The following is a 24,725-nucleotide window of genomic DNA, read 5'->3' on the forward strand; positions in this document are numbered from 1 at the left end:
CGTCGATGCCGACGCCTCTCGCGCCCGTGGATGAGCCGGACAAGCCGGCGGAGCAGTGGAAGCAGGTTGTCGGGCTGACCCTCGGGCCGGTCGTGGCCGGACTCGTCTACCTGGCCCCGCTGCCGGCCCTTTCCCCGGCCGCCCATACGCTGGCGGCGATCCTGACCTGGGTCGTCCTCTTTTGGATCGCCGAGCCGATCCCGCTGCCGGTCACGGCCTTGCTCGGCACGGCGCTCTGCGTTCTGGCGGGCCTGGGCTCAGCCAAAAGCATCTTCGCCTCCTACGCCCATCCGATCATCTTCCTGTTCATCGGAAGCTTTTTTCTGGCTGAGGCCATGGCCGCCCACGGCGTGGACCGTCGGTTCGCCACGTGGATGCTCGGCCTCTCCTGGGTCCAGGCCCGTCCCTCGCGGGTGCTCCTGGCCATGGGCCTCGTCACCGCCGTGATCTCGATGTGGATCAGCAACACCGCCGCCACGGCCCTGATGCTGCCGGTGGCGCTGGGCGTCTGCGCCACGCTCCGCGGGACCGAAGTGGATCACTTGGGCGAATGCCGGATCGCCCTGATGCTCATGCTCTCCTACGCCGCGACGGCGGGTGGGGTGGCCACGATCATCGGCACGCCGCCGAACCTGATCGGGGCGGGACTCCTCGCGCAACAGACCGGCGCGGCCGTTCCCTTCCTGACCTGGATGGTGTTCGGTCTGCCGCTGGCGATCCTGATGCTCGCCGTCTGCTGGAGCCTGCTCCTCAAGCTCCATCCCCCTGAGACGCCGGTCCTGCCGGACTTCGCTCACCAACTTCACGAGCAGCGCCGCGCGCTCGGCCCATGGACCAGGGGGCAGGTCAACGCCTGCCTGGTCTTCGGCCTCGCCCTGCTGCTCTGGATCGGGCCCGGGTTGCTCGCGGCGTGGCTCGGCTCGGAGAATCCCCTCGTGGCTTGGTTCGACCGGCGCCTGCCGAACGAGCTGGTCGCGTTGTTGGCCGCCTGCCTGCTGTTCATCCTCCCGACGGATTTCAAGCAGGGGCGCTTCACCCTCTCCTGGCGGCAGGCGAGCGACATCAACTGGGGCACGATCCTGCTGTTCGGCGGCGGGCTGGCCTTCGGGGACCTCATGGTCAAGACGGAACTCTCGAACACGGTCGGAAGGGGTTTCGTCGAGTACTTCGGCGTGAGCACGCTGTGGAGCCTCACGGCGGTCTCGATTGCGGCGTCGGTGCTCGTCAGCGAACTGGCCTCCAATACCGCCTCGGCCAGCATGCTCGTGCCGCTGGCGATCGCGATCGCCCAGTCCGCCGGAGTCTCGCCGGTCCCGCCGGCCCTGGGGGCCTGCCTGGGCGCGAGTCTCGGCTTCGCCCTGCCCGTCTCCACCCCGCCCAACGCGCTGGTCTACGGGACCGGTCTCGTCCCGATGCGGAGCATGGTCCAGGCCGGCATCCTCTTCGATTTGCTCGGCGCCGTCCTGATCTGGGTGACGCTCCGTCTCTTCTGCCCGCTCCTCGGCCTGGCGTAGAGAAGCGTCGTTCGTCACCCGCTCTTGCCTAGGGTCTTCGGTTATGGCATCATGCCACCCCTCGGATTCTTCTCCGTTTTCTCTTTTGGAGTCATTGAGGTGGCGCCGCTCTTGGAATACGTCGGCTGCATCCATATCTTTCTCGGACCCTACCGCGGGAATCCCATCGCGCTGTATCTGAAGCGGACGGATCACGGCTGCGAGATCGGGCCGCGGTTCTATCCGTGGAACGACGTGGTGGGGAAGGGCGAGACGCCGAACAAGGCGGCGGCCGACTTCGAGGAGAAGTGGAAGACCAAAGGGCTCGCCTCGGAGATGTACGACGGGCCGTCTTGGGAGAGCGGGATCAAGCCGGAGAAACCCGCCCCGCCGAAGCCGCCCGCCGCCCCGAAGCCTCCCACGGGTGCCGCTCCGACCGGCGGGGCCTCGCCGGCGCCGGCCAAACCGGCAGCCGCTCCCGCTCCGAAACCCGAATCGGCTGAGACCCCCGCCGAAAAGGCCGCGCCGGCCGGCGACGCGAGCTGATCTCTCGCAGGCGAGAGGCCCGAGGCGCGGGGCTAGAGGATGCTCCCTTCGCCGGAAGCTTTTTCCCTTGCCCCTCGCCCCTCGCCTCTTGCCCCCTGTTCCGCCAGCCGACTGTGCCTCATCCCGTACCCCAGGTACAGGGCGGTGCCGATGACGGTCCAGACCCCGAACCGGATCCAGGTGATCAGCGGGAGGAAGGCCATCAGGCCGAGGCAGGCGGCCATGCCCAGGATGGGGACCCAGGGCATGAACGGAATGCGGAACGGCCGGGGGTGGGACGGGCGGGCCCGCCGCAGCACGATGACGCTGGCGCAGACGAGCACGAAGGCGAAGAGAGTGCCGATGTTGGTCATGTCGGCGGCCTCGCCGATCGGCACCAGGGCGGCCAGCACGGCCACGCCGACGCCCGTGAGGAGCGTCGCGTGGTGCGGCGTGCCGAAGCGCGGATGCACGGTCGAGAGCCAGGGCCACAGGAGCCGGTCGCGCGACATGGCGAAGAAGACGCGGATCTGCCCGATCATCATCACGAACAGCACGCTCGTGATCCCCGCCAGGGCGCCGGTGGCCACCAGCGCCGCCCCCCAGTTGAACCCCACCAGACGCAGCGCCTCCGCGACCGGGGCGTGCACGTCGATTTTCGCGTAGGGGACGATGCCGGTCAGGACCGCCGCGACGGCCACGTAAAGCACGGTGCAGATCCCCAGCGACGCGATGATGCCGATTGGCAGGTCCCGCTGCGGGTTGCGCGCCTCCTCCGCCGTCGTGGACACGGCGTCGAAGCCGATGTAGGCGAAGAAGACGATGGCGGCGGCGGCGCCCACCCCCTGATACCCGTAGGGCATGAAGGGCGTCCAGTTGGCCGGCTCGACCCACCGCAGCCCGACGAAGATGAAGAACAGGATGACCGCAATCTTGACGAGCACGATCAGGCCGGTGGTCCGCGCGCTCTCTTTCACGCCGATCACCAGCACGATCGTCACCAGCAGGACGATGATCGCCGCGGGCAGGTTGACCAGGCCGCCGTCCACGCCGGGCGGGTGGATCGCCCAGGCCGGCAGGTGGAGGCCCAGGGTTTTCAGGATGTTGTTGAAGTAGCCGGACCAGCCGATCGAGACCACGACGCAGGCCACCCCGTATTCCAGGATCAGGTTCCAGCCGGTGATCCAGGCCAGGAACTCGCCGAGCGTGGCGTAGGAATAGGTGTAGGCGCTGCCGGCCACCGGCAGCATGGCGGCCAGCTCTGCATAGCAGAGGGCGGCGAGCGTGCAGGTCAGGCCCGAGAGGACAAACGAGAGCACGATGCCCGGCCCCGCCCCGGGCCGGTTGCCGTCGCCGACCGTGGCGGTCCCCACCAGCACGAAGATGCCGGTGCCGATGATCCCGCCGATGCCGAGCGCGGTCAGGTCCCAGGCCGTCAGCGTCTTCTTGAGCCGGTGAGTCGGATGGTTGCAGTCCTCCAGGATCTGCTCGACGCTCTTGGTGCGGAACAGGGACGACAACATGGTCAACGGAGTCCGTGAAGGGTGATGGGCGACGGGTGACGGGTGAGACGCGCGGCGAGTTTACTCATCACGCACCACTCGTCACGCGTCACGAACTGAGGCGGGCGGCGGCGAGGAAGGCCAGGAACAGCCGGCGCTGGGTTTCGTCCCGGTCGTAGAGGAACTCCGGATGCCATTGGACGCCCAGCAGGAACGGATGGCGGGACGCATCCGCAGCCTCGACGGCTTCGATGATCCCGTCCGGTGCCTCGGCGCTGACGGTCAGGGCCGCCGCCGGTTTTTTCACCGACTGGTGGTGCGAGCTGTTCACCAGGATTCGAGCCCCGCGCGTGATCCGACGCAGGAGGCTGCGGGGCGCCACCTGCACCGGATGGGCCGCCTTGGTCGCCGGCCCGGGCGCCCGATGCTGGAGCGCCGACGGGCATTGCGCGGCGATGTCCTGCACGAGGCTGCCTCCCAGCGCGACGTTGAGCACCTGCATCCCGCCGCAGACGCCCAGGATCGGCACGCGGGCCTTGACGGCCAGCCGCGCCACCCCCAGCTCGAATTCATACCGCTGACGGCTCATCACCCGGAACCGGTACCGCTGACGCTCCCCGTACAGACGGGGCGGCAGATCCGGGCCGCTGCCGGTGAGCAGCAGTCCGTCCAGGCCCTTGAGCAGCCGGCGCTGCAGGGCCGGGTCGGAAGTGAGCGGCAGGATGACGGGCAGGCCGCCCAGGTCCTCCACCGCGCGCACGTACCGGGCGCGCAGGAAGTAGGTCGGCTCCTTGCCGCCCCATTCCTTCCTGTCGCCCGCGTTGAAGTCCGGCGTGACGCCGATGAGGGGTTTCATGGTTGGTCCGTCGAGCGGGGCGCTCCCGCCGCACCGGGCCGGGGCGGTCGGCGGTCACTTCGTGCCCGAGGCATCGTTCGCCGGCACCCCCAGGAAGCGGACCGACCGGTCGCCCGTCAGATGCTCCGGCGTGATGACGTACGTGCCGTACACGCTCGTCCCGACGACGCTCATGGCCGCCTCGTTGTTGCCGCCGGAAAAAACCCAGGTGAGGCCGCCGGTCACGCCGCCCAGGATGGCGAAGGCGATCTTGACCGCTCCGTACGGAAGCGTGACGAGCCAACTGGCGGCTCCCAATCCGGCGCCACTGAGGGTGCCGGCGTTAGGATCCTCCGTTGAGACGCTCGACGTCTTGGCAGGCTCGGCCGCCCACCCAGTCGGAGTCACGGTCAGGTGAGCCAGGGCTAGGATCATCACAACCACCACCGCCTTCGTCCATGAACTACGCACGGGAAGTGCCTCCTTTCTTCACTTGTTGGCTAAGACCGAGCCTGTGGGGGATGAGGGACAGGCAGGCCACAGCATGTAGTGTCTTATAGCAGATTTCCCAGCCGATGCAACCCTAACTTTCAGAAGGATGAAGTTTCCTAACTTCATCCTTCTGCTTTCTGCGGGATGTCGAGTTCCGCCAGGATCTGCGACATGATCCGATCGGACTGCTCCCGCACGGCTTGATCCAGCTCGCCGGCGAGGATGGTGTCGTCGAGGATCCGGTTCTCCTGCTGAAGACCGGCCTCGATCGCTAGGTCCAGCTTGAGACAGCAGATCGCTTGTACGAAGAGGTCTCCGGCACGGTGCCGATAGTCCGCCCGCTCGTCGTCCGGTATGTGGGCCATGGTCCGTTCCAGCCGGGCGGCAAGCCCGAGCGCCTGCTTCACCCGTTCCATCTGGGGTTCGGCCATCTCGACGACGACCTGCACGCCGCCCTTCCAACTGCGCTTCTTCACGTTGAAAACGCAGCGCAGGACCTCCGGCTTCCCCTCAACGGGCTCGGGGCCGTAGAAGAGCGTCACCCGATACTGCGGCAGTTGGGGCGAGGGAAGAAAAGACATACCGTGTTCCTCTGACTCCCCTTATGGCACAAAAGGCCGTGTAAGGAATAGGGCTCGTTCTCCGCCGACTGGCCAATTTAACACACAGTTGCGTCAATCCCACAGACCAGAGGGGGCAAAAATTACCTGAATCATCTCCGAAATGACGGGGCGATCTGCTTTCGTACGAAATACCTAAACTGGCTTCGTGGTTACGGTTGATTTTAGGAACACCTTCGAAGCGGATATCGAAGAAATCACCCCCTGAGATGGCATAAGGCTTGCCTAACCAACCGAAAGCTGCTTTACAGGTTCCTCCTGCTCCGCTACACTGTGCGCCCTTAACCGCTGCACCATGAAACTTCTTAGGCAAGGAGGATCATCGTGGCAACCGAACGAAAGACGATCAGCCGGCACGTATTGACCACGGGGAAAGCAGGGCTCCTCTTGTGTGCGGGACTGTTGGCCGGCTGCGCCTCCTCCGGCGACCTGGAACAGATCCGCCAGGAGGCGAGGCAAGGGGAGAGCGCCTTGCGGGCCGACTTGATGAAGGAGCAGACACAGTTCTCCGCCTTGGCCAAGGAGAATGAAGCCTTGCGTGCCGCCCATGCCAAGATTTCCCAGTCCGTCAAAGAATATTTAAAAGCGGAAGAAGCACGACACGTGGACGCCCTCAATCAAGTCCGGGCCGCCATGAAAAACCTTGAATAGAGAGTGGCGCATGGGGCGCGCACACTGACACGAACCGGGAGGGAGAGAGCCCATGGCACGCACGACCGCAATGAACGGTTTCCTCTGGGCGGGAAGCGTCCTGCTCTCCGCGCTCGTGCTGTTGGCTGGCTGCGCCTCCTCCGGCGATGTGGAGCAGGCGCGGCGCGAGTCCGAGCAGGCGAAAGCCAAGATGCGCGCCGAACTCCAGCAGGAGCGTGCGCTTGCCTCTTCGATGGAAAAAGAAAGTGAAGCCCAAAAAGCTAAGGCGGAGAAGCTGGCGAAGGCCCTGGGGGGCGGCGCGTCGGATGGGAAGGCGCTGAGGGCGCCGACCGTCTGCCCGCCGAATACGAATCCCCATGCGCTCGCCATCCAGGTGGTCAATGACAGCGACCAGTCCGACAGCGACGTCTATCTGCTCTTGACGGGCAAGGGCATTGGCTGGCCGACCGGTCCCCCTAACGGTCTTTCCTATCTGGATATCGGCAGCAACCCCACGGGATCGGCGGCGGCCAAACCCGTGAGCAAGCTACCGGCGCTGGCCTGCACCGTGATCTCGCCCTACACCGGCCGCTCGCTCCAGGTGTATCAATTCTCGGTCGCGGCGATCAGCGGCGGGCGGCTCATGGTCTCCTATAAGACCCCGGTTGCCGTCTCCAACGGCAATTTCCCCACCGGCACCGAATCCTTCCGTTGGGACAAGATGGAGTTCGGCTATCCCGGGAGCGGCGCGGACCTGACCTCCATGGACTTCTTCGGGATCCCGATGCAGTTCGACTACCTGGACGGCGCCAACACCGTGCTGAACACCATGACCTATTACGCCTCGACGGGCACCATCCTGAACCAGCTTTACGGGCTCAGCCCCGCGATGGGCCAGGCCTTCCAGGCGATCGGCTCGACGAAGACCGGCACCTGGACGCCGAGCCAGGGCCTCACGCAGTTTTCCCGCGTCATGGGCCCCTCCCTGCTGGCGTCCGCTTCGTCAAACGGCTCACCGGCCCCCTATCCCAGCTTCGGGCCTTACCTGACCACCCTGGTCGGACAGCCATTCACGGTCAGCGGAGCCGGGAATGCCGGGTGTCCCAACGCCGTCCCATACACCTACTCGGCGAGCTTTGCCTCGGATGGGAAGGGCGGCTATGTCGTAACCTTGACGGGCGCGACGAATGGGACGCCCTGCGGAATCACACCCGGTCCCAATCCCCAAACCGTGACGCTCCCGCAGAATCTGACCGTCACGGTCAAGCTGCCGGCCCCTTCCAAGGATGCGGGATACGACGTCAACCTCTATGGCGCGCCGGCGACGGCCTTCTCAGTGCCGACCACTGGCATGACGTCGGCGCAGATCAGAGCCGTCCCCAACAGCCTCTATGCGGTGATCGCCGGGGATTTCATGGCCGGGATCAACTTCGGCTACGTGGGCAAAGGGAGCAACGCCCCGCAGAATAGCGCGAATTGGTACAGTAACCCGCCGATCCTCTACCCCTTCGGTGGCGCGCGGAAGAAAAACGACGGCCATTACAATGCCTATGCGGCGGTCTTTTACAACCTGTCGGATGCCTATGGGTTTGCCTACAGCGACCGCGGCGGACGGCCCAGCCCCTACGTGCCGCTGCCGAGCAACGTGCCCACGATGCGCATCACCATTCTGAACGACAACCGGTTGAACGCCCCGCAGGTCACCGTGTCGAATCCGACCAGCTCCTCGCTGACGATTTCGTGGCCGGCCGTTAGCGGCGCGACGGGCTATACGGTCAACATAAGTTACGGTGGGGGTATTCCGGTCCCCGGAGTCACACTCACCCCAGCCATGCCCAGTCCAAGTGGAACCACGATCTCAGGCCTGAGCCCCGGCACCACCTATCAAATCAGCGCCACCGCCACGGGCACAAACAATGACCATGCCATTCAATCCTACGTTGTCCCTGTCTACGGGACAACGGCCGGCGCGCTCCCGTCTCTCACCGGCGGTTCCATCTCCTTCGGCACCGGCCTCAATTGGTCCGTGGGCACATCCAAGACCCCGCCGTCGAACTACACCTTCGCCATCAATGGCTCCTCCTACACCGTGGGCGGCTCGCAGAACGCTGCGATCGCCGGCGCCCCGGGGATCAACGTCTACGGGCTCACCATCACTAACGGGACCAAGACCCTGTATCAGGGGAATTATGTCGTCAACCTGACCAGCGCCAGCGGACAGTATTATGTCGAGAACGCCTTCCTGACCCCCCCCAACTCCAATCTCCTGACGACGGCCTGGAGCAAAGGAGGCGGAAACGGCTTCCCGGCCGGACCTTTTCCGAATAACGGCTCCCTCGTCATCGGCACCCCCTTCGCGCCGGTGGCGACCAAGCAAACCGCGCCGGTCGTCTTTCCAACACCGTGAATGGAGATCCGCGCGGGATGTCGCGCGGGCGTGACACGTTCCAACAACGGAATGTCCATGACCAGCTTGAGGAGGACCGACATGTACGGCAGCCGGGGAGCAGGACGTGTCACACTGATCGCCGTCGTCATGCTGGCCGGCTGCGCCACCTCCGGCGACGTGGAGCAGGTCCGGCAAGAGCGCGAGCAGGCGAGTGCCAAGATGCGCGCGGAGCTGGAGCAGGAGCGGACACTCGCCGCCTCGATGGAGAAGGAAAGCCAGGCCAAGCGGGCCGAGGCGGACAAGCTGGCCGCGGCTCTGGGAGGCGGGGCGGTCGCAGGCAGGCCCCTAGCAAAGGCTCCAGCCGCCGGGCAAGGTATGAGCCTGACCACGGCGCTGGCCACTTCGAGCTGCATACAAGCGATTCAGGCACAGGGCCACAACCCCCCTGTGCCAAAAGCACTTTTTATCAACAGCGGTACGTCCTGCGGCAACGTCACGGTGAGCACCGCGGATACGACGGCGTTCACAGCCCAGACTCCCCTGATCCCTGTCGTCGTCGGAGCCGGCGGCACCCTGGCATTTCAGGATCCGGGCGCGGGCAATTCGACGACGCTCTATGCCAGCTCGTTTCTCATTCAGAACGCCGGGATCATGCAAGCCGGATCGGCGGCTAGTCCGATCCAAGGTCAAATCACCATCGTCATGGCCGGGAATCAATCGGCAGCCTTGGCCCCTACTGCCACAGGCTCTGCTGCGATCGTGAGCACCTCGAACACCACGCCCAACTCGCGCGATATCACCGTGATGGACGGGGGGGTGTTGCAACTGTACGGGAGCAAGGGGCTGTCGGCGGCGCCAGGCACCATGAACAACGACATTGTGGGCGGCACGAAGAGTTGGACCTACCTGACCGCGCCGGCCGGTCCGGCGACATATAACGATGCGGAAAACGTCAGCGCCCCCGTACCGGCGACCAATCCGGCTACCACCCTCACCCTGGCGACCACGGTGGACTGGCAGAAAAACGACTGGATCTCCGTCGCCACGACCAGCTTTTCATCCCATCAGACGGAGATCGTGCAGATTTGCGCGATCTCATCCGTCACCAACCCAGACCCACAGGCGTCTGCACTGGGATTGCCCACCAGCGTGAGCCAGATCACCTTGTGTTCAACCACCCCACTCAAGCATTACCACTATGGTGGCCTGGCACCCACGCCGGGGTTCTTCCCGGCCAACACGACGCAGACGGTCGTGACCGGCGGTAAGCCGATCAACGTGAGCTATCAGGCGAAAAGCTTCTATGACGATCACACCCGCAACTACGGCATTGACGAGCGGGCGGAAGTGGCTCTGCTGTCCCGGAACATCAAGCTGACCTCGGTGGCCGGCCAAACCACCGACGCCAACAATTTCATCGGTGGCCACTTGGTTGCGATGGTCACCAGCGCGACATACCCCACCCTCAAACTGGTAGGAGTGGAGATCGAAAAATTCGGGCAAGGGCTTACAGGACGGTACCCGGTTCATCTGCACATGCTGCAACAACTACCCAGCGGGAACGTGCTGGTCCAGGATGTGAGTGTCCACCATAGTTACAACAAGTGTTATGTGCCCCACCAGACTCCCAACGCCAAGTTCTATAACAATGTCTGCGTCCGCACGGTCGGCCAGGGGATGTACCTGGAAGACGGCAGCCATATCACTGGCAACCAGTTCATGCGGAACCATATCGCCGGCACCATGACGGCCCAGACTACCTATTCCTATCCGCCGCAGCCGCCCAGCATCTACTGGGATGGGGATAATTTACAAAGCGCGCAGGCATCCAACAGCAACTGGTACAACGTCAAGAACATCCCGGACACCGCCCAATCCAATGCCAATGCGAATCCTCTGGACTCGACACACCCAGGTGGGTTCTGGATCACCAACCTCGGCAACACCTTCGTCAACAATTCGGTGGCCGGGTGCCAGAGCTTAGGCCGAGGCTATTGGCTCTTGGCCCAGGGCACGGGAAGCACTAACTACCCGGAATTCACAGGCAATCGCGTCCACGGATGTTACAACGGGATCGACAACGATGATGAGACGGGCAACACCCAGCAGCCCTACCCCATGTTGTCAAACTCGTCACAATACGCTCCTGTGCTCGTGCTGACCGACAACACGATCACCCGTTCGCGCAATAAGGCAGCCTGGTTCCGAAACTGGTATGTCACTCTTCACAATCATCGGTTTGCCACGAACCTGCGCGGGTTCTCGCTGCTAGTGGGTGGCGGGCCTGAAGGGACCTTCCCCGGCTTCTGGGGTCTCGTCTACCAAAACGTGATCGCCGGGATGACCAGGAATAACGTGGAGCGGTATCCGGTCTGTAAACTCGGTTCCGCGCCCGCCGCCACCACCTGGCAAACAGAATGTACCGATGTGCAATTATTGGGATCAGGCGCCACGTGGGGCAATTACCCGAGCTCCAATACGAACGTCCAGGGCTACAGTTATTATGATGGCCCGGCCAGGATCGAGCACAACCGCTTCCTCAATTTCCGCTTCGATCCCACAGGCATTCATGCGACCGATCAGGCCGCCCGGTTGCTGACCAAGACCGACATTCAGAACATCGCCACCTACGGAACGCAAGGCCAACTCGAGGGCCTTGTGACCCAGGCTGCAGCGAATGCCGCTCCGTCCTCGAACTACAAAGGCTATGTCGGCGACGTGGCCAACGGGTGGCAAACATCCAACGCGCAAACCGTTCCGCCGACGCAATATATCCGCGACAGCATTTGGGACAATGTGGACTTCAAGCACCAGGTCTATACGGAGGCGGTCAACATGGGCCCCTTCAACGACGGGGACAAGACGACCGTGATCCGCGATCTGGATAGTCAACTGAGCGGCCTGAGGGTCGTGGACGGCGGCGGCCATTCCGATCCCAATGTCGTGCCGATCTCGCTCAACAGCGTGGACTACTTTGCCACAGATTTCACCGTGGACGAGCCCCATTCGCGAGGCCCGAACGATTTCCGCTCAACCTCGCTCATGAGCCCGCACAAGTATGCCACGCTGAACATCGAATCGGTGAACAACCCGCCGTATGGCGGCACGGGAACGTGCCCAGCGAGCAATGCAGGTGCTAATTATATCCCCACGTGCTTTCGCGTGGTGGTTCAGCGGGACATGCCCGCCTACGGCGATACAGTCTTTCCGAGCCTGTTTCTGAATGGTCGCGGCCAATTACCGATCTATGAACCCTTTGTCATGGATCGGATGGGCTACGTGGTTTACGGGGCGCAAGGCACTGAAAACAATCCGCCGTATACTCTCACGGCCCTTCAGAATCAGCTTCTCTTCAGCTATACCGACCCGGGCGTGAAGAAGACGGGGGAGTTTTTCGTCAATCGCGTCGCGGTCTATCAACCGGTGACGACGCCGGCCAACATCAAGGTCTATCGGATTCGCCGTCAGTGGGGAGGGCAACTCTACGGGAACTCGCCGTTGTCGTACCCGCCCAATTTCATTCCGCCGGGGGGCGCCGGCAATACCTGTGATGGCATATTCAGTCAAAACCAAAGCACGAAGGAGACGAAGTGGCAAGATTGTCTCAACCGCGCCAGGAACGTATCGCCGTATGCCGGTGGGATGACTATACCGGCAGCAATGGGTGCAACCCAGGCGGATCAATGGAAGAACTTTGAGGCGCCCTACAAGACCCTGATGGCAATCAAGAACCCGCAGTCGTCCGACATAGCGACCTTCATCGCCAATCAGACTTTCTTCTACGACACCACCAGCGGCCTGCTGTACTTCTACATGATCGAGGATAAACCGGTGCAGAGCCAGTATTCCCCTTTTGGCACCTGCGATGCGGCCAATTACAATACCGGCAACAATTACGTCTCGCAAATACAGAAGATCAAGGCATTTAGCGATCCGAACAGCGTGCAAGCCGCCTTGGATGCTTCCTGCCTGGTCAGCGGCGGTGCACCCCATCACAATGACCTATTTGTGTGCAATGAAAACGGCTGCGCGGCCTATCTGGTCGATTTTTCCACGGCTGTCGTAACGACTCCTACCGTATTACCGTCCACACCGCCGCACCCCATATCCAGGACCGACTACAGCGCCTGGAACCAGTACCACCTCGTCTATGGCACACCAGCACAACAGCCCAACGGAGTGCCGGTCCCGGCCACAGCGCCGACTGACGGCACAGCCTTGCCCGCCTTCAAGGCACCGGTTGATGGAACGGCTCCCCCAACCGGAAACAACATTACCTATAACTTTTTGCCGCTATCGGGCGGACCGAATAATGGCGGTCCGTTCCCGGTCACGGAAAATTTCCGCTATCATTGCGTCATCACGCCGCCTTGGGCGCCGGTAAACGCCAGAGGCACCTATCCCGCCGGAGGGGGCACGAACTATCACCTCGCGCAGTTGGTTTGCCAGTCACCTTAGAGCCCGCTCAAGGAGGATTGCATGCAAGGTTACGAATGGATAAGACCTGCGGCTCTCGCCGGGCTGCTCTGCGCGGCGGCGGGTATTTCGGCGGTCCCCGTCCAGGCCGAGTGGTACGTGGGCGGCACGATCGGCGCGACCATCCCCAACGGCCTGACCGACACAACCGGCACGGGACAGCAAGGCGGCACCTTGACCACCTTCACCCAGCAGACGACGCTCTCCTACGGGGGCAAGGTGGGCTATTTCTTCGAGAGCCACAAGTGGCTGGGCGTGGACATGGACGTCTCCAATTCGACGCCGCACATCAATCCCAAACAGACGGCGGTGACCGGTGGTACAGGCTTGGGTGCGAACGGCGGGCAGAATCTGCGCATGACGGTCTGGTCCACGAATCTGGTGGCCCGCTATCCGGGCGAGAGGTTTCGTCCCTACGTCGGCGGCGGGCTCGGCGTCTTTTTCGCCAATGCCGACGGGGTCTCGTCATCGAACTGGACGCCGGGCGCCAACGCCTTCGGAGGGCTCAACATCCTGCTGATCGAGCACGTGTCCATGTCTCTCGAATACCGGTACCACTATGCGCGCCTCAGCTTCGACAACGTGCTGGGACCGGGACGGGGCTTTGAAGCCAATTACTCCGCGAACACGCTGAACCTCGGGCTCAACTACCACTTCTGAAAATTGTCTCAGTCAGGGGGACGTTATGACGACACCGACGCCGGTCTCTTTCACGCGACACATGACAGCCGCGCTGGTTTCCATCATGGGCCTGCTCCTGTTGCTGCAAGGCTGCGGCAGCAGCGACGAGGTGCAGATCAAGGGGGAGTACTGCCCGCTCCCGCCCAGCGTGGCGGATGAGGACCGGAATAACATCAAGAAATTCAGCGCGGACGTCAGCGGGATTATCAAGTCGGTGGCCGGCATCAACGCCGCCGGGGACATTCAGGGCGCGCTGGAGAAGTATTATCCGGCCGCGCACGACGTGAACCGGGTCTACGCATTGAGCTACGCCGCCTGCGTAGCCTGCCGCCTCGACCCCACAGACGTGAAGGGCTGCGCCCAGCGGTTTGACCAGATTATCAACGCGAACAATGCCAAGCGCGAGGAAAGCGCGCGGACGGCGGACGCCTACCGCAAGCAGGTGCTCGACCCGATTCAAGGCACGCCAGGGACGAAGTAGTCCGTCCGGAAGAGGGGCTCCGTCTCCGCCACGCCCTCCTGCATCTGGGAATCACGTTGAGATGTGCTCGGCCGGACGTCGCCGTTTCGCACGTCCGAGCCGGGAGCCGCGTCGGCCAGCACGAACCGCTTTCCAACAGTCAGACGGAGTAGTTCACGGTTTCCTGGTTGAGGACTTTTTCGCTCAACCCCGTCACTTCCGTGGTCCGGCCAGGGATGGGAATTCCCGCTCGATTCAGGGTATGATGTTCGCCGTTATGGCCGGGACACAGCGCCCTCATCACCAGCGCATCGCAGACATTCAGAAAGCCCTCCAAGAGACATCGGACCTCGACGGCTGGCTGTTCTACGATTTCCGCGGGAGCGATCCGCTCGCCTACCGGGTGCTCCGGCTCGATCCGGCCAGACACGTGACCCGGCGCTGGTACTACTGGGTGCCGGCGACCGGCGAGCCGGTCAAGCTGATGCACAAGATCGAGCCCCACGTGCTGGAGGAGCTGCCCGGCGAGACCCAATTCTACATGTCCTGGCAGTCGCTCGGCGCCTGCCTGTCGCGCGTCCTCGCCGGCGTCAAGCGGGCGGCGATGCAGTACTCCCCGCAGAACGCGATCCCCTACGTCTCCCGGGTGGACGCGGGCACCGTCGAGCAGGTTCGCGGCTTCGGGGTCGAGGTGGTCACCTCGGCGGACCTCGTCCAGCGGTTCGAAGCGGTCTGGGACGACCAACAGTTGGCCACGCACCGGGTCGCGGCCGAAGCGCTGCGCCGGATCGTGGACGAGGCCTTCCGGCACGTGGGCGCTTCCATCGCGGCGCACCGCTCCCTCACGGAGTACGACCTCCAGCAGTTCATCCTTTCCCGGTTCAAGGAGTACGGGCTGGTGACCGCCACCCCGCCGATCGCGGCGGTCAACGCCCACAGCGCCGACCCCCACTATAGTCCGGCGCCGCAGGGGGCCTCCGTGATCGCCGAGGGGGATCTGGTGCTGATTGACTTGTGGGCCAAGCAGCCGGCGCCGCGGTCGGTCTATGCGGACATCACCTGGACCGGCTACGTGGGCCGCACGGTTCCGCCCAGGCAGAGCGAGATCTTCGCAATCGTGCGCCGGGCCCGCGACGCCGCCCTGGAGTTCGTCAAGGCGAGGGTCGCCGCCGGAGACTTCCCCTGCGGCTGGGAGGTGGACGAGGTCAGCCGGAACGTGATCCGCGACGCCGGCTACGGCGTGAAGTTCTTCCATCGGACCGGCCATTCGATCGGCGAGGAAGTGCACGGCAACGGCGCGAACATCGACAATCTGGAGACGCGCGACGGCCGGCGCCTCCTGCCCCGCACCTGCTTCTCGATCGAGCCCGGAATCTACCTGGAAGGCCAGTTCGGCATCCGCAGCGAGCTGGACGTCTACCTGTCGGACCGGGAGGCGGTCGTCTACGGGCTCCCGCTGCAGACCGAAATCGTCGCCATGCTGGCGTAGGCCCGAGGCTAGAGGTCCGCGGCGAGAGGTTATAGCTCTCCCTTCATAACCTAGAGCCTCTCGCCCCTTGCCCTTGACCCGCTCCGCTTGACACCATTCCGCTCCACCGGCTAGAGTTTGCCTGGGCGCAATGGCCGCGCCAAAGGACGTACGCCCATGTTCGGCACACTCGGATTCTCAGAGCTCATCATCATCCTAGCCATCGTCCTGATCATCTTCGGCGCCGGGCGGCTGCCGCAGATCGGCGAGGGGCTCGGCAAGGCCCTCAAGAGCTTCAAGAAAGAGGTGCACGAGGCGCCGCCTCCCGTGGACCCCGGCGCCGCCCAGCCCCAACCGGCACCGATCGAAGAGGCCCAGGTGGTACAGACGCCCGCTGCCTCCTCGGCGACTGGCTCGCCCGCTCCGGCAGCGGCCCAGCCGGCCGCCGCCAAGCCGTACGTGCCCGGTCCGGAGCTGACGCCGGGGACGACCGCGGCATTGATGGCCCAAGCCGCGCCCCAGCCCTACCAGCCCCCGAAGCCGAAGGTCGCTCCGCAGCCGGCCGCAAGGCCGGCGGCTCCCGCCGCGTCGGCGGGTGGGGGACGCGCTGAAGGGGAGACACGGGGACAGGGTGTGGCTCCGCCTCCACCGACGATGGAACAGCGGACGACGCAGCCCCCGCCGGTGCAGCGGGCTCAGTATCCTCCCCTGCCTCCGACCGCCCAGGCCAAGCCTCAGCAGAAGCGGCCGTCGGCTGTCGTGAACAGGGATGCCGTGGCCCGGGTCATGGCCCAGCAGGCCGCGCTCAAACAGAAAGCGGCGCAACCGGCGGGGGCCAAGTCGGCTCAGGGTAGCGGGTTGTCTTCGCAGGACATGCAGAGCCTCGGCGAAGGGCTCGGCGATGCGCTGCGCACGTTCCGCCAGGCCGTCTCGGACGTGCGGGGCACGATTGATCCCGAGATGCGGACGATTCAGGCCGAGATGGATGCGGCGCAGAAAGAGATTGAGCAGTCAATCGAGGCCGCCAAGCAGATGCCCGACGTGCAGGAAGAGCCCCCCAAGCAGTCGTAATTCGTCATCCGTCAATCGTCAATTGGTTAGAGTTTTCCCCGCACGAATGACGGACGACGAATGACGAGCAACGACTCGCCGTGCCGCGCTGCATGACCCCCAGTGCCATTCTCGCCGGTCTCCTCTGCTCCCTGTTTGCTGGCTGCGAGGTGCAGTCGCCCCCGCCCGATTCCGGATCGGTGGTGCCGCGGCTCGTGGGGTTGTTGAAGGACCGCGAGCCGGAAGTGCGGCGCATGGCCGCCCTCTCTCTGGGCAAGGTTGCCGAGCCGGAGGCCGCGCCCGCCCTCGTGGGAGGGCTGGGAGACCCCGATCCCCTCGTGCGTCAGCACAGTGCCTGGGCGCTGGGCCACCTGGGTGACGCGGTGCTCGATCAGGCTGGCCCGGCGCTGATCCGCAGCCTGCACGATCCGATCCCCGCTGTGAAGGAGGAGGCGGCGCGGGCCATCGGCCGGATCGGCGCGACGCGGGACATGGTCGAATTGTTGATGGACGAGATGGACGGGCCGGACGCGGCGACGCGACGCGCCGCAGTGCAGGCCCTGACCTGGCTGGAAGCCCCCGCCGCGGTGCCGGCCCTCTTCACGGCACTGGGGGATGAAGACGCGTTGGTCCGTCAGGGGGCGGTGGCGGCGCTGGGAGAGCTGGCCGAGCCGGACGCCATCCCGGCCTTGCGAAATCGCTTGCTCCGGGACGAAGCCCCCGGCGTCCGCGCGGAGGCGGCCTTTCGCCTCGGCAAGATCGGCGACGAGTCCATCCTGCCCCTCCTCCGGTACATCTCCACGAAGGACGAGGACCCTGGCGTCCGCCGCTGGGCGGCCTGGGCGGTGACGGCGCTTACGCAAGGATGAAGTAGGAAGGATGAATGCAGAACGATGAACGAGGAACGATCGAGCCCCCCATTCATCGTTCAGCATTGATCGTTCATCGTTGTCGAGGGGACGCGTCCATGGCGCAGCGGAAGCCGAGGGTGTTGAGTTGGGTGTCCGGATCGTCCCGGTTCCGCAGCGCGGCTTGCGCCAGAAAGCCTTCGTAGTTCCAGCCCCCGCCGCGATAGACCTTCTCTTCCCCCTTCTCCGGGCCGGTGGGATTCTTGCGAGGGCTCCGGGCATAGTAGTCCTTGTCGTACCAGTCCGCCACCCATTCCCAGACGTTCCCCGCCAGGTCGTAGACTCCGTAGGGGCTTCGGCCGGATGCGAAGCTGCCGACCGGGGCCAGGGTCTCGTAGCCGATCCAGCGCGCCTTCCCGAACAGCCCGTACTGGTCCGTCGGCGGCTCGTTCCCCCACGGATAGAGGCGTCCGTCCGTGCCCCGCGCGGCCTTCTCCCACTCGGCCTCCGTCGGCAACCGCTTGCCGACCCACCGGCAGTAGGCGTCGGCGCTGAGCCAGCTCACGCCGACGATGGGCCGATGTTTGTCCCGGGCGAGGTTGATCTCGTCGAAATGGCGCGGCGGCTGCCGGCCGGTCGATTCGAGGAACGTGATGTATCGTCCCACCGTGACCTCGTGCCGATCGAGGTGGAACGAATCCAGGTAGACCCGGTGGACGGGGGCGGCGCCGGCCAGCTCCGCACTGCCCATCGTGAACTCGCCGGCCGGGATCAGGACCATCGGCGCCCCGTCCTTGCCGGCAGGCTCGCGGGGGGCGGCGACGGGAGCCAGCAGGAGCACGGTGAGCAGGCAGCCGACCCAGACGGCGGCGCGTGTCACCGTTTGCCCTCGTCGGTGCGTTGGAGGGAGGCGACCAGCGCCTGCACCCGCTCGCGGACGCCTGCCGCGATCTGCGTGAAGCGCACGCCCATGCCGGGAAAGAAGGTGTAGTGGTCCGACTTTGGGCAGACCCAGGCCACCGCGCCCTTTGCGGACAGCCATTCGGTGGGACGATCGGGCAGAGCGAACTCCAACGCCAGCTCCGTGCCGACCGGCAGCGGGGAGGTGCTCTCGATGAAGAGCCCGCCGCCCCCGATGCCCGAGGCGCGGGTTTCGGCCTCCACGCCGGCGGCGGTTCGGTAACGGACGCGGATGACGAGGGAGACGCGGGGATGGGCACGCGCCTCGGTCCGCGGAGGCGGGTAGGTTTCCTGGATCAGCTCGATGACGGCGGCCCAGGTCACCGTGCCCAGATTTTCTCCGGAGGGCCCGATCAACGAGATCGTTTCCTTGGCGACGTCCACCTCCAGCGACTTGCCCTGGTGGGCCTCGCTCACGGCCACCGGCCAGCGTTTGCGCGGGCCGTTCGCGTTCTTCTGTTTCATGGCCGCCCAGTATAGCGCAGACCGCGCCGTTGGCGAAGCGGCGGCGCGGTTTTGAACGACTTGGGCTCCAACGAAAAGGGGCGCCCGGCTGGGCGCCCCTTGACCACGCTCGTCGCCCGTACTCGGTCGTCGCTACGCGCTCTTCATCTCCTTGTCCTGCTCGAAGAGGCGGATCGGCTGGCTCTTCCCGAGGATGACCTCCTCGGTGATCACGACCTCCTTGATCAGTTTCTGGGAAGGCACGTCATACATCAGCTCGAGCATCACTTCCTCGAGGATCGCCCGGAGGCCGCGGGCCCCGGTCCGCTGGGTGTAGGCCTTGCGCGCGATCGCCCCCAGGGCCCCCTCGGTGAACTTGAGCTTGACCTTCTCGAAGGACAGCAGCTTCTCGTACTGCTTGGTCAGGGCGTTGCGCGGCTCGGTCAGGATGCGGATGAGCGCCTTCTCGTCCAGGTCCTCGAGCGTCGCCACGACCGGCAGCCGCCCGACGAACTCGGGGATCAGCCCGTACTTCAAAAGGTCCTCCGGCTGGACTTGGGCCAGCATCTCGCCCAGACGGCTCTCGTGTTTCCCGCGCACCTCGGCGCCGAAGCCCATCGTTTTTTTGTTGAGCCGCTGTTCGATGATCGTTTCGAGCCCCACGAAGGCGCCGCCGCAGATGAAGAGGATGTTGCTCGTGTCCACCTGGATGAATTCCTGGTGGGGATGCTTCCGGCCGCCCTGCGGAGGGACGTTCGCCACGGTGCCCTCGATCAGCTTGAGAAGGGCCTGCTGCACGCCCTCGCCCGACACGTCGCGCGTGATCGAAGGGCTGTCGCTCTTGCGGCTGATCTTGTCGATCTCGTCGATGTAGACGATGCCGCGCTCCGCCCGCTCCACGTCGTAGTCGGCGGCCTGCAGCAGCTTGAGGATGATGTTCTCGACGTCCTCGCCCACGTAGCCGGCCTCGGTCAGCGTGGTCGCGTCGGCCAGCGTGAAAGGCACGTCCAGGTAGCGGGCCAGCGTCTGGGCCAGCAGGGTCTTCCCCGTGCCGGTCGGCCCGACCATGAGGATGTTGCCCTTCTGAAGCTCGACGTCGTCCACCTCGTTGGCCGAGATGCGCTTGTAATGGTTGTGGACGGCGACCGAGAGGATCTTCTTCGCCCGATCCTGGCCGATGACGTACTGGTCCAGATGGTGCTTGATCTCGGCGGGCTTGCGGAGCTTGGACGAAATCTCCTCCTTGGCTTCCTCCCAGTCCTCCGCGATGATGTCGTTGCAGAGGTTGACGCACTCGTCGCAGATGTAGACCGTGGGTCCGGCGATCAGCTTGCGGACCTCGTCCCGGCTCTTGCCGCAGAAGGAGCACCGCAGGTGGCGATCCGTCTTCTCCTGTTTAGGCATGCCGCCTCCCCTCGCCCGGTTGGCCGCTACTTGTCTTTGGAGCCGTCCCGATCCGATTCCTTGCCCGCGTCCTTCAACAGTTCCTTGGCCACCTTGGGCGCGCGCGTGATCACTTCGTCAATGAGCCCGTACCGCTTGGCCTCGTCGCCGGACATGAAATAGTCCCGTTCCGTGTCCTGGGCGATCTTGTCGAGCGGCTGGCCCGTGTGCTTGGCCAAGATATCGTTCAGCCGCTCGCGAATCTTGAGGATCTCGCGGGCGTGGATGTCGATCTCGGTGGCCTGCCCCTGGAACCCGCCCATGGGCTGGTGGATCATGATGCGGGCGTTGGGCAGCGCGAAGCGCTTCCCCTTGGTGCCGGCCGCCAGCAGCAGCGCGCCCATGCTGGACGCCTGCCCCAGGCAGATCGTGTTGATCGGCGGCTTGACGTACTGCATGGTGTCGTAGATGCCCAGGCCGGCCGTCACGCTGCCGCCGGGGGAATTGATGTAGAGGTTGATGTCCTTCTCCGGGTCCTCGGCCTCCAGGAACAGCAACTGGGCGATGATGAGGTTGGCGAACACGTCGTCGACCGGTGCGCCGAGGAAGATGATCCGGTCCTTGAGCAGGCGCGAATAGATGTCGTAGGCGCGCTCGCCGCGGTTGGTCTGTTCAATGACGATGGGCACTAACATAATCCCGACCTGTCCTTTCTTCTCGGTTCAGGAAACCGGCACAATCTTACCACATTTTTCGTTTTTCGCCGCACGCCGCGCGATCACGTCGCCGAGACCGAGCTACCCCTGGATGACGGCGTGACGGTAGACGAAGTCCAGGGTCTTGTCGGCCAGAATCCGGCCGCGGAGCTCGTCCAGGGAGTCCTCGCCGCCCGCCTGGATCAGTCGCTGAAGCTCTTCCACGGACAGCCGGAGGTCCTTCGCCAGCCGCTGGAGCTCGGCCGCCACGTCTTCCTGGTTGACCGTCAGCCCTTCCTTTTCTGCGATCGCCTCCAGGATCAGGCCGACCTTCACGCGGCGGGTTGCCTCGGGGCGCAGCTCCTCCTGCAGCTTCTTGATCTCATCCTGCCTGACGGCCGGCTCCTCTCCCGCTCCCGCTTTCCCCCGCTGCCGGGACCGCGCCTGGACCTGCTGCCGGACCATCGCCGCCAATTCCCGCTCGACCAGCGTCTCGGGGATGTCAAAGTGATGGGTCTCGACGAGCCGCTTCAGGATGGCGTCCTTGTGAGTCTCCTCGACGTCCTTCTTGAGCGCCGCTTCCATCTCGGCGCGGAGCTTGTCTTTCAGCTCCGCCAGGGAGCCATAGGGGCCGCAGTCCTTGGCAAACTCGTCGTCCAGCGGCGGCAGCGCCTTCTGCTTGACCGACGCCACCTTGACCCGGAAGACCACCGTCTTGCCGGCCAGCCGGTGGTCCGGGTGCGCCGCGGGATAGGGCTGCGGAATCTCGACGAACTCGCCTTCCTTCTTGCCCACCAGGGCCTGGTCCACCTCGAGGCCGAGGACCGGCGTCTTGGCCCCGATCTTCACGAGTTGTCCCTCCTGCTTGGCGCCTTCCACCGGGGCCAAGTCCAGGAACCCCTCCACGTTGACGGAGGCGTAGTCGCCCTCCTTGAGCGCCGTACCCGCGGGGGCGGCTTGCAGTTTCGCCTGCTGCTCCCGCAGGGCCTCCAGCGTCTGGCTCACCTGCTCGTCGGTGATCGTGCGCTTATCTGGCTTGAGTGAGATCGGGTTGGGCGGCTTGTAATCCCGCAGATCGATCTTGGGCTTGATCTCGACGGTGGCGGTGAAGGTGAAGGGGGCGTTCTTCCGGATCTTCACCCGCTCCATGGGCGGCACTTCCACCAGCACCGGCACGATCCCCGCCTGCCTGATGGCGCGGTCATAATAGTCCGGGATCAACCGACGGACGAGGTCCTCCTCCACGGCCTTGGCGTACCGTTTTTCCAGGAGGGCCAGCGGGGCCTTCCCGGGCCGGAAGCCGGGGATGTGCACCTGTTTGTTGAGCTCGGCGTAGGCCTGCGCGAACTGCCGGTTGACTTCCTCTTCGGGCACCTCGATCTTGAGGGCCCGCTTGACTGGTCCAAGTTCCGTGACTTCGAGCTTCATGCGGTGCGGCAACCTTGGGTTGGGTGGGGAGACGTTTCAGCGCGAACCAACACGAGGGTGGTGCGAGAGGGGGGACTTGAACCCCCACGGTTTCCCACGAGATCCTAAGTCTCGCGCGTCTGCCAGTTCCGCCACTCTCGCACTCTGTCGGTGAGCGTCAGCCACGCACGTCAGGATCACAGCAAGTCCCCTGCACGTCCGTATCCTTGTACAGGCCGCCACGCCCTACTGTCAACAGGGAGCGGGCGTTGCTGCGGGGGCCGGCCGGCGGCCCGGCGCGCGTCGCGCTCCGCTCTGGCGCAGGGTTCGGGAGGGGGGGTATACTGTGACTGATACGCGGGGGCAGCTCCGGAGCATACCGTTGAGGGCCGGCACCGCGGAGTCGATCCTGCTACCGCTCCGACGACCGAGTCCCGCGCGCCGCCGGCGCTCCCCCCGCCCTGTAGAGCCTCTGGGCGATGCTATGCGGTCATTCCCATTCCTCGCACGCCTCGGACGAATTGCTCAGACGGAGGGGAGGTGCGTCATGATACGTCTTGTGCTCGTTATCGCCATCTTTATCGCAGCCCAGCTCACCGGGTCGGAGGGGTGGGCGTATCGGGACTATTTTACGCCGGAGCAGAAGGCGCAGTTGGCCAAGGTGCAGATGGTCCGCTTGGAAGTAATCGCCCTGACGGACAAGGGCAAGGCGGACCCGGGCCCCATCGCCGAGGTGGTCACGCGCCGACTCCAGGAGTTGGGCTACGAGGTCGTCACGGACTCGACCAAGCCCTCCGACGTGGAGTTCAAGGTCAAGTGCGAGCAGCGGAAGACCTGGGAAGGGACGACCCCGCAGGGGGGCGACGCGGACCTGCCCGATTCCCCCTCGCGGGTGTGGAAGGGGCCGGCCTGCCAGCTCAACTACCTGCTCGGGGGGACCAGGGTGAAGTGGCAGAAGGAGGTCCGTACCGACTTTGAAGACGCAGTGCAGGCGGCGCAGAAGGCCAACGCGGCCGACCCGGGGGACTATGCGCTCGGGGACCTCAAGAAGCGGCTCGGCCAGTATGACTTCCCCGTGCTCCTGGCCGCCGAATGGGGCCATCACGAGCGACTCGTCAAGCTGCTCGATGATCCCGGCACCAACGAGCTCCGCAAGCTGAAGATCATCTCGCTGCTGGGGGAGATGCTCGCGGACGAGGCGCTGCCCAAGCTCAGGGAGGCGCTCAAGGACAAGGGGCTCGCCAAGCAGGCGGCGGTGGCGCTGGGCAACGTCGGCAAGGAGAGCATCCCGATCCTCATCGACATGCTCAAAAACTCCAAGGATCCCGAGTTGCAGGCCGCGGCGGCCAAGGGACTGGGACAGGTGGGCAACATCAACCCGGACCCCCGCATCATCCCGACGCTGTTGGAGATGCTGGATCCGCCCAGCGGCATTGACATCCGGGTCCAGATCGAAGTCGCCTGGGCTCTGGGGCGGCTGCCCGACAAGAAGGCCGAAGCGCCCTTGAAGGCGCTGGATCGAAAGCTCCAGAAGCTGCGCGATCCGGACGATCTGATGTTGAAGAAGCTGAAGGAAGCGGTCTTCTGGTCGATCAAGCAGATCGACACCTACGACATGTTCAGTTGAGTGGACCCTTCCGCATTTCCTGCTCCAGCCGGCGTGATCTATCGCTTGGCTCGCGTCCGCCGGTAATGCGCGGCGACCTTCATCCGGTTGCCGCAGAGGCCCATGCTGCACCACTGGCGGGCGTGGTTCTTGGTCGTGTCGTAGAAGTAGAGGATGCAGGCGGCGTTGCGGCACTTCTTGACCAACGCCAGGTCCGCGGAGCAGAGCAGGTCGGCCGCGGCTTCGGCGAGCGGGGCGAGCAGCCGGGTCGCCCCGTCGGTCTCCGACTGGAACCGCCGCTCGAATCGTCCGGCCACGCGGACGAGCTGCGGGTAGCCGGGATGCCGGCGGAGCATCCGGTTGATGGCCTCGACCGTCGAACCGGAGACCGGCTTCCTCGCCACGATCCGCTCCGCCATCTCCCGTAAGGTCGTCCGGAACTCCTTCGCCTCGCCGAGCAGCCGCTCTCCACCTTCAGGATCGAGCCGTCCCACCGTCTCATTGCTCTCGGCCTGGCTCAGGATCTTCGCCCGGACCAGCCAGGCGATTAGGTCTGTCCACTCCTCAAGAAGGTTCGTCCGTTGCCCTCGGACAATCATCTCTGTGTTGATGAAATCTAGACACAGATGATTGCCCACGAACAGGAACGGCGGCTTGGCCTGGCGTGCGCGCATCGTTCAGAGGCCCCTGCTGGTCCTCGTACGGGCAACCGGCAACATGACCGTTGACAGGTTAGCCGACTCACGGTATAACTGTCAAAA

The 24,725-nt window shown here is 64.7% G+C and carries 21 protein-coding genes and 1 tRNA gene; 11 read left to right on the forward strand and 11 right to left on the reverse strand.

All coding sequences use genetic code 11. The features are described 5' to 3' along the window. Positions 1 to 5 precede the first annotated feature (5 nt). Together AB1411_13345 and AB1411_13350 are read left to right on the forward strand one after the other, a co-directional pair. The gene (locus tag AB1411_13345) at positions 6 to 1,514 is read left to right on the forward strand and encodes a DASS family sodium-coupled anion symporter (protein MEW6544579.1); all 1,509 of its coding nucleotides are present in this window, start codon (positions 6 to 8) and stop codon (positions 1,512 to 1,514) included. 99 nt (positions 1,515 to 1,613) lie between these two features. Further along, on the forward strand, positions 1,614 to 2,039 hold the full coding sequence (locus AB1411_13350) for a hypothetical protein (protein MEW6544580.1): 426 nt from the start codon (positions 1,614 to 1,616) through the stop codon (positions 2,037 to 2,039). Positions 2,040 to 2,071: 32 nt separating this feature from the next. On the opposite strand, the gene AB1411_13355 is transcribed toward AB1411_13350, so the two are convergent. The 4 genes from AB1411_13355 to AB1411_13370 all read right to left on the reverse strand — a co-directional run bounded on the left by AB1411_13355 (position 2,072) and on the right by AB1411_13370 (position 5,428). Next, a complete protein-coding gene (locus AB1411_13355) occupies positions 2,072 to 3,541 on the reverse strand; it encodes an amino acid permease (GenBank protein MEW6544581.1) in 1,470 nt (489 codons plus the stop codon). Positions 3,542 to 3,629: 88 nt separating this feature from the next. After that, positions 3,630 to 4,376, reverse strand: coding sequence for a gamma-glutamyl-gamma-aminobutyrate hydrolase family protein (locus AB1411_13360; protein MEW6544582.1), 747 nt, complete (start codon positions 4,374 to 4,376; stop codon positions 3,630 to 3,632). Positions 4,377 to 4,430: 54 nt separating this feature from the next. Continuing rightward, positions 4,431 to 4,826 (reverse strand): hypothetical protein, encoded by a 396-nt coding sequence (locus tag AB1411_13365; protein MEW6544583.1) that lies wholly within the window; start codon positions 4,824 to 4,826, stop codon positions 4,431 to 4,433. Between the two features lie 143 nt (positions 4,827 to 4,969). Next, on the reverse strand, positions 4,970 to 5,428 hold the full coding sequence (locus tag AB1411_13370) for a hypothetical protein (GenBank protein ID MEW6544584.1): 459 nt from the start codon (positions 5,426 to 5,428) through the stop codon (positions 4,970 to 4,972). A gap of 363 nt (positions 5,429 to 5,791) precedes the next feature. Between AB1411_13370 and AB1411_13375 the strand changes: the two genes are divergently transcribed. The 8 genes from AB1411_13375 to AB1411_13410 all read left to right on the forward strand — a co-directional run bounded on the left by AB1411_13375 (position 5,792) and on the right by AB1411_13410 (position 17,490). Continuing rightward, the gene (locus AB1411_13375; GenBank protein MEW6544585.1) at positions 5,792 to 6,118 is read left to right on the forward strand and encodes a hypothetical protein; all 327 of its coding nucleotides are present in this window, start codon (positions 5,792 to 5,794) and stop codon (positions 6,116 to 6,118) included. 52 nt (positions 6,119 to 6,170) lie between these two features. Further along, a complete protein-coding gene (locus AB1411_13380) occupies positions 6,171 to 8,504 on the forward strand; it encodes a hypothetical protein (protein MEW6544586.1) in 2,334 nt (777 codons plus the stop codon). Between the two features lie 81 nt (positions 8,505 to 8,585). Then, positions 8,586 to 12,944 carry a G8 domain-containing protein gene (locus AB1411_13385; protein ID MEW6544587.1) on the forward strand — a complete coding sequence of 1,453 codons (4,359 nt, stop codon included), beginning with the start codon at positions 8,586 to 8,588 and terminating at the stop codon, positions 12,942 to 12,944. A 21-nt stretch (positions 12,945 to 12,965) separates the two neighbouring features. Then, positions 12,966 to 13,622, forward strand: a complete 657-nt coding sequence (locus AB1411_13390; GenBank protein MEW6544588.1) for an outer membrane beta-barrel protein — start codon at positions 12,966 to 12,968, stop codon at positions 13,620 to 13,622. Positions 13,623 to 13,647: 25 nt separating this feature from the next. Then, entirely contained in the window at positions 13,648 to 14,124 is a 477-nt protein-coding gene (locus AB1411_13395; protein ID MEW6544589.1) for a hypothetical protein, read from the forward strand. A 256-nt stretch (positions 14,125 to 14,380) separates the two neighbouring features. After that, complete coding sequence (locus tag AB1411_13400; GenBank protein MEW6544590.1) at positions 14,381 to 15,592, forward strand: M24 family metallopeptidase; 1,212 nt, start codon at positions 14,381 to 14,383, stop codon at positions 15,590 to 15,592. A gap of 156 nt (positions 15,593 to 15,748) precedes the next feature. Then, complete coding sequence (gene tatA, locus AB1411_13405) at positions 15,749 to 16,642, forward strand: twin-arginine translocase TatA/TatE family subunit (GenBank protein ID MEW6544591.1); 894 nt, start codon at positions 15,749 to 15,751, stop codon at positions 16,640 to 16,642. Positions 16,643 to 16,734: 92 nt separating this feature from the next. Beyond that, positions 16,735 to 17,490: a HEAT repeat domain-containing protein gene (locus AB1411_13410; GenBank protein MEW6544592.1), complete on the forward strand. Its 756-nt coding sequence runs from the start codon at positions 16,735 to 16,737 to the stop codon at positions 17,488 to 17,490. Positions 17,491 to 17,563: 73 nt separating this feature from the next. On the opposite strand, the gene AB1411_13415 is transcribed toward AB1411_13410, so the two are convergent. The 6 genes from AB1411_13415 to AB1411_13440 form a co-directional block, all read right to left on the reverse strand. Continuing rightward, a complete protein-coding gene (locus AB1411_13415; protein MEW6544593.1) occupies positions 17,564 to 18,349 on the reverse strand; it encodes an SUMF1/EgtB/PvdO family nonheme iron enzyme in 786 nt (261 codons plus the stop codon). Next, entirely contained in the window at positions 18,346 to 18,894 is a 549-nt protein-coding gene (locus tag AB1411_13420; protein ID MEW6544594.1) for a PilZ domain-containing protein, read from the reverse strand. Before AB1411_13420 ends, AB1411_13415 begins: the two co-directional genes overlap by 4 nt. A gap of 132 nt (positions 18,895 to 19,026) precedes the next feature. Further along, positions 19,027 to 20,277: an ATP-dependent Clp protease ATP-binding subunit ClpX gene (clpX, locus tag AB1411_13425; GenBank protein MEW6544595.1), complete on the reverse strand. Its 1,251-nt coding sequence runs from the start codon at positions 20,275 to 20,277 to the stop codon at positions 19,027 to 19,029. Between the two features lie 26 nt (positions 20,278 to 20,303). Further along, positions 20,304 to 20,951 (reverse strand): ATP-dependent Clp endopeptidase proteolytic subunit ClpP, encoded by a 648-nt coding sequence (gene clpP / locus AB1411_13430; protein MEW6544596.1) that lies wholly within the window; start codon positions 20,949 to 20,951, stop codon positions 20,304 to 20,306. Positions 20,952 to 21,053: 102 nt separating this feature from the next. Continuing rightward, the gene (gene tig, locus AB1411_13435; protein ID MEW6544597.1) at positions 21,054 to 22,379 is read right to left on the reverse strand and encodes a trigger factor; all 1,326 of its coding nucleotides are present in this window, start codon (positions 22,377 to 22,379) and stop codon (positions 21,054 to 21,056) included. Between the two features lie 58 nt (positions 22,380 to 22,437). Then, a tRNA-Leu gene (locus AB1411_13440) sits at positions 22,438 to 22,520 on the reverse strand. A gap of 385 nt (positions 22,521 to 22,905) precedes the next feature. On the opposite strand from AB1411_13440, the gene AB1411_13445 reads away from it, so the two are divergent. Then, a complete protein-coding gene (locus AB1411_13445) occupies positions 22,906 to 23,985 on the forward strand; it encodes a HEAT repeat domain-containing protein (GenBank protein ID MEW6544598.1) in 1,080 nt (359 codons plus the stop codon). A gap of 38 nt (positions 23,986 to 24,023) precedes the next feature. Here the strand turns inward: AB1411_13445 and AB1411_13450 are convergent, their stop codons facing one another. After that, entirely contained in the window at positions 24,024 to 24,638 is a 615-nt protein-coding gene (locus AB1411_13450) for a CGNR zinc finger domain-containing protein (protein ID MEW6544599.1), read from the reverse strand. Positions 24,639 to 24,725 lie beyond the last annotated feature (87 nt).

It is taken from the genome of Nitrospirota bacterium (assembly GCA_040757595.1).
Taxonomy (GTDB): domain Bacteria; phylum Nitrospirota; class Nitrospiria; order Nitrospirales; family Nitrospiraceae; genus JBFLWP01.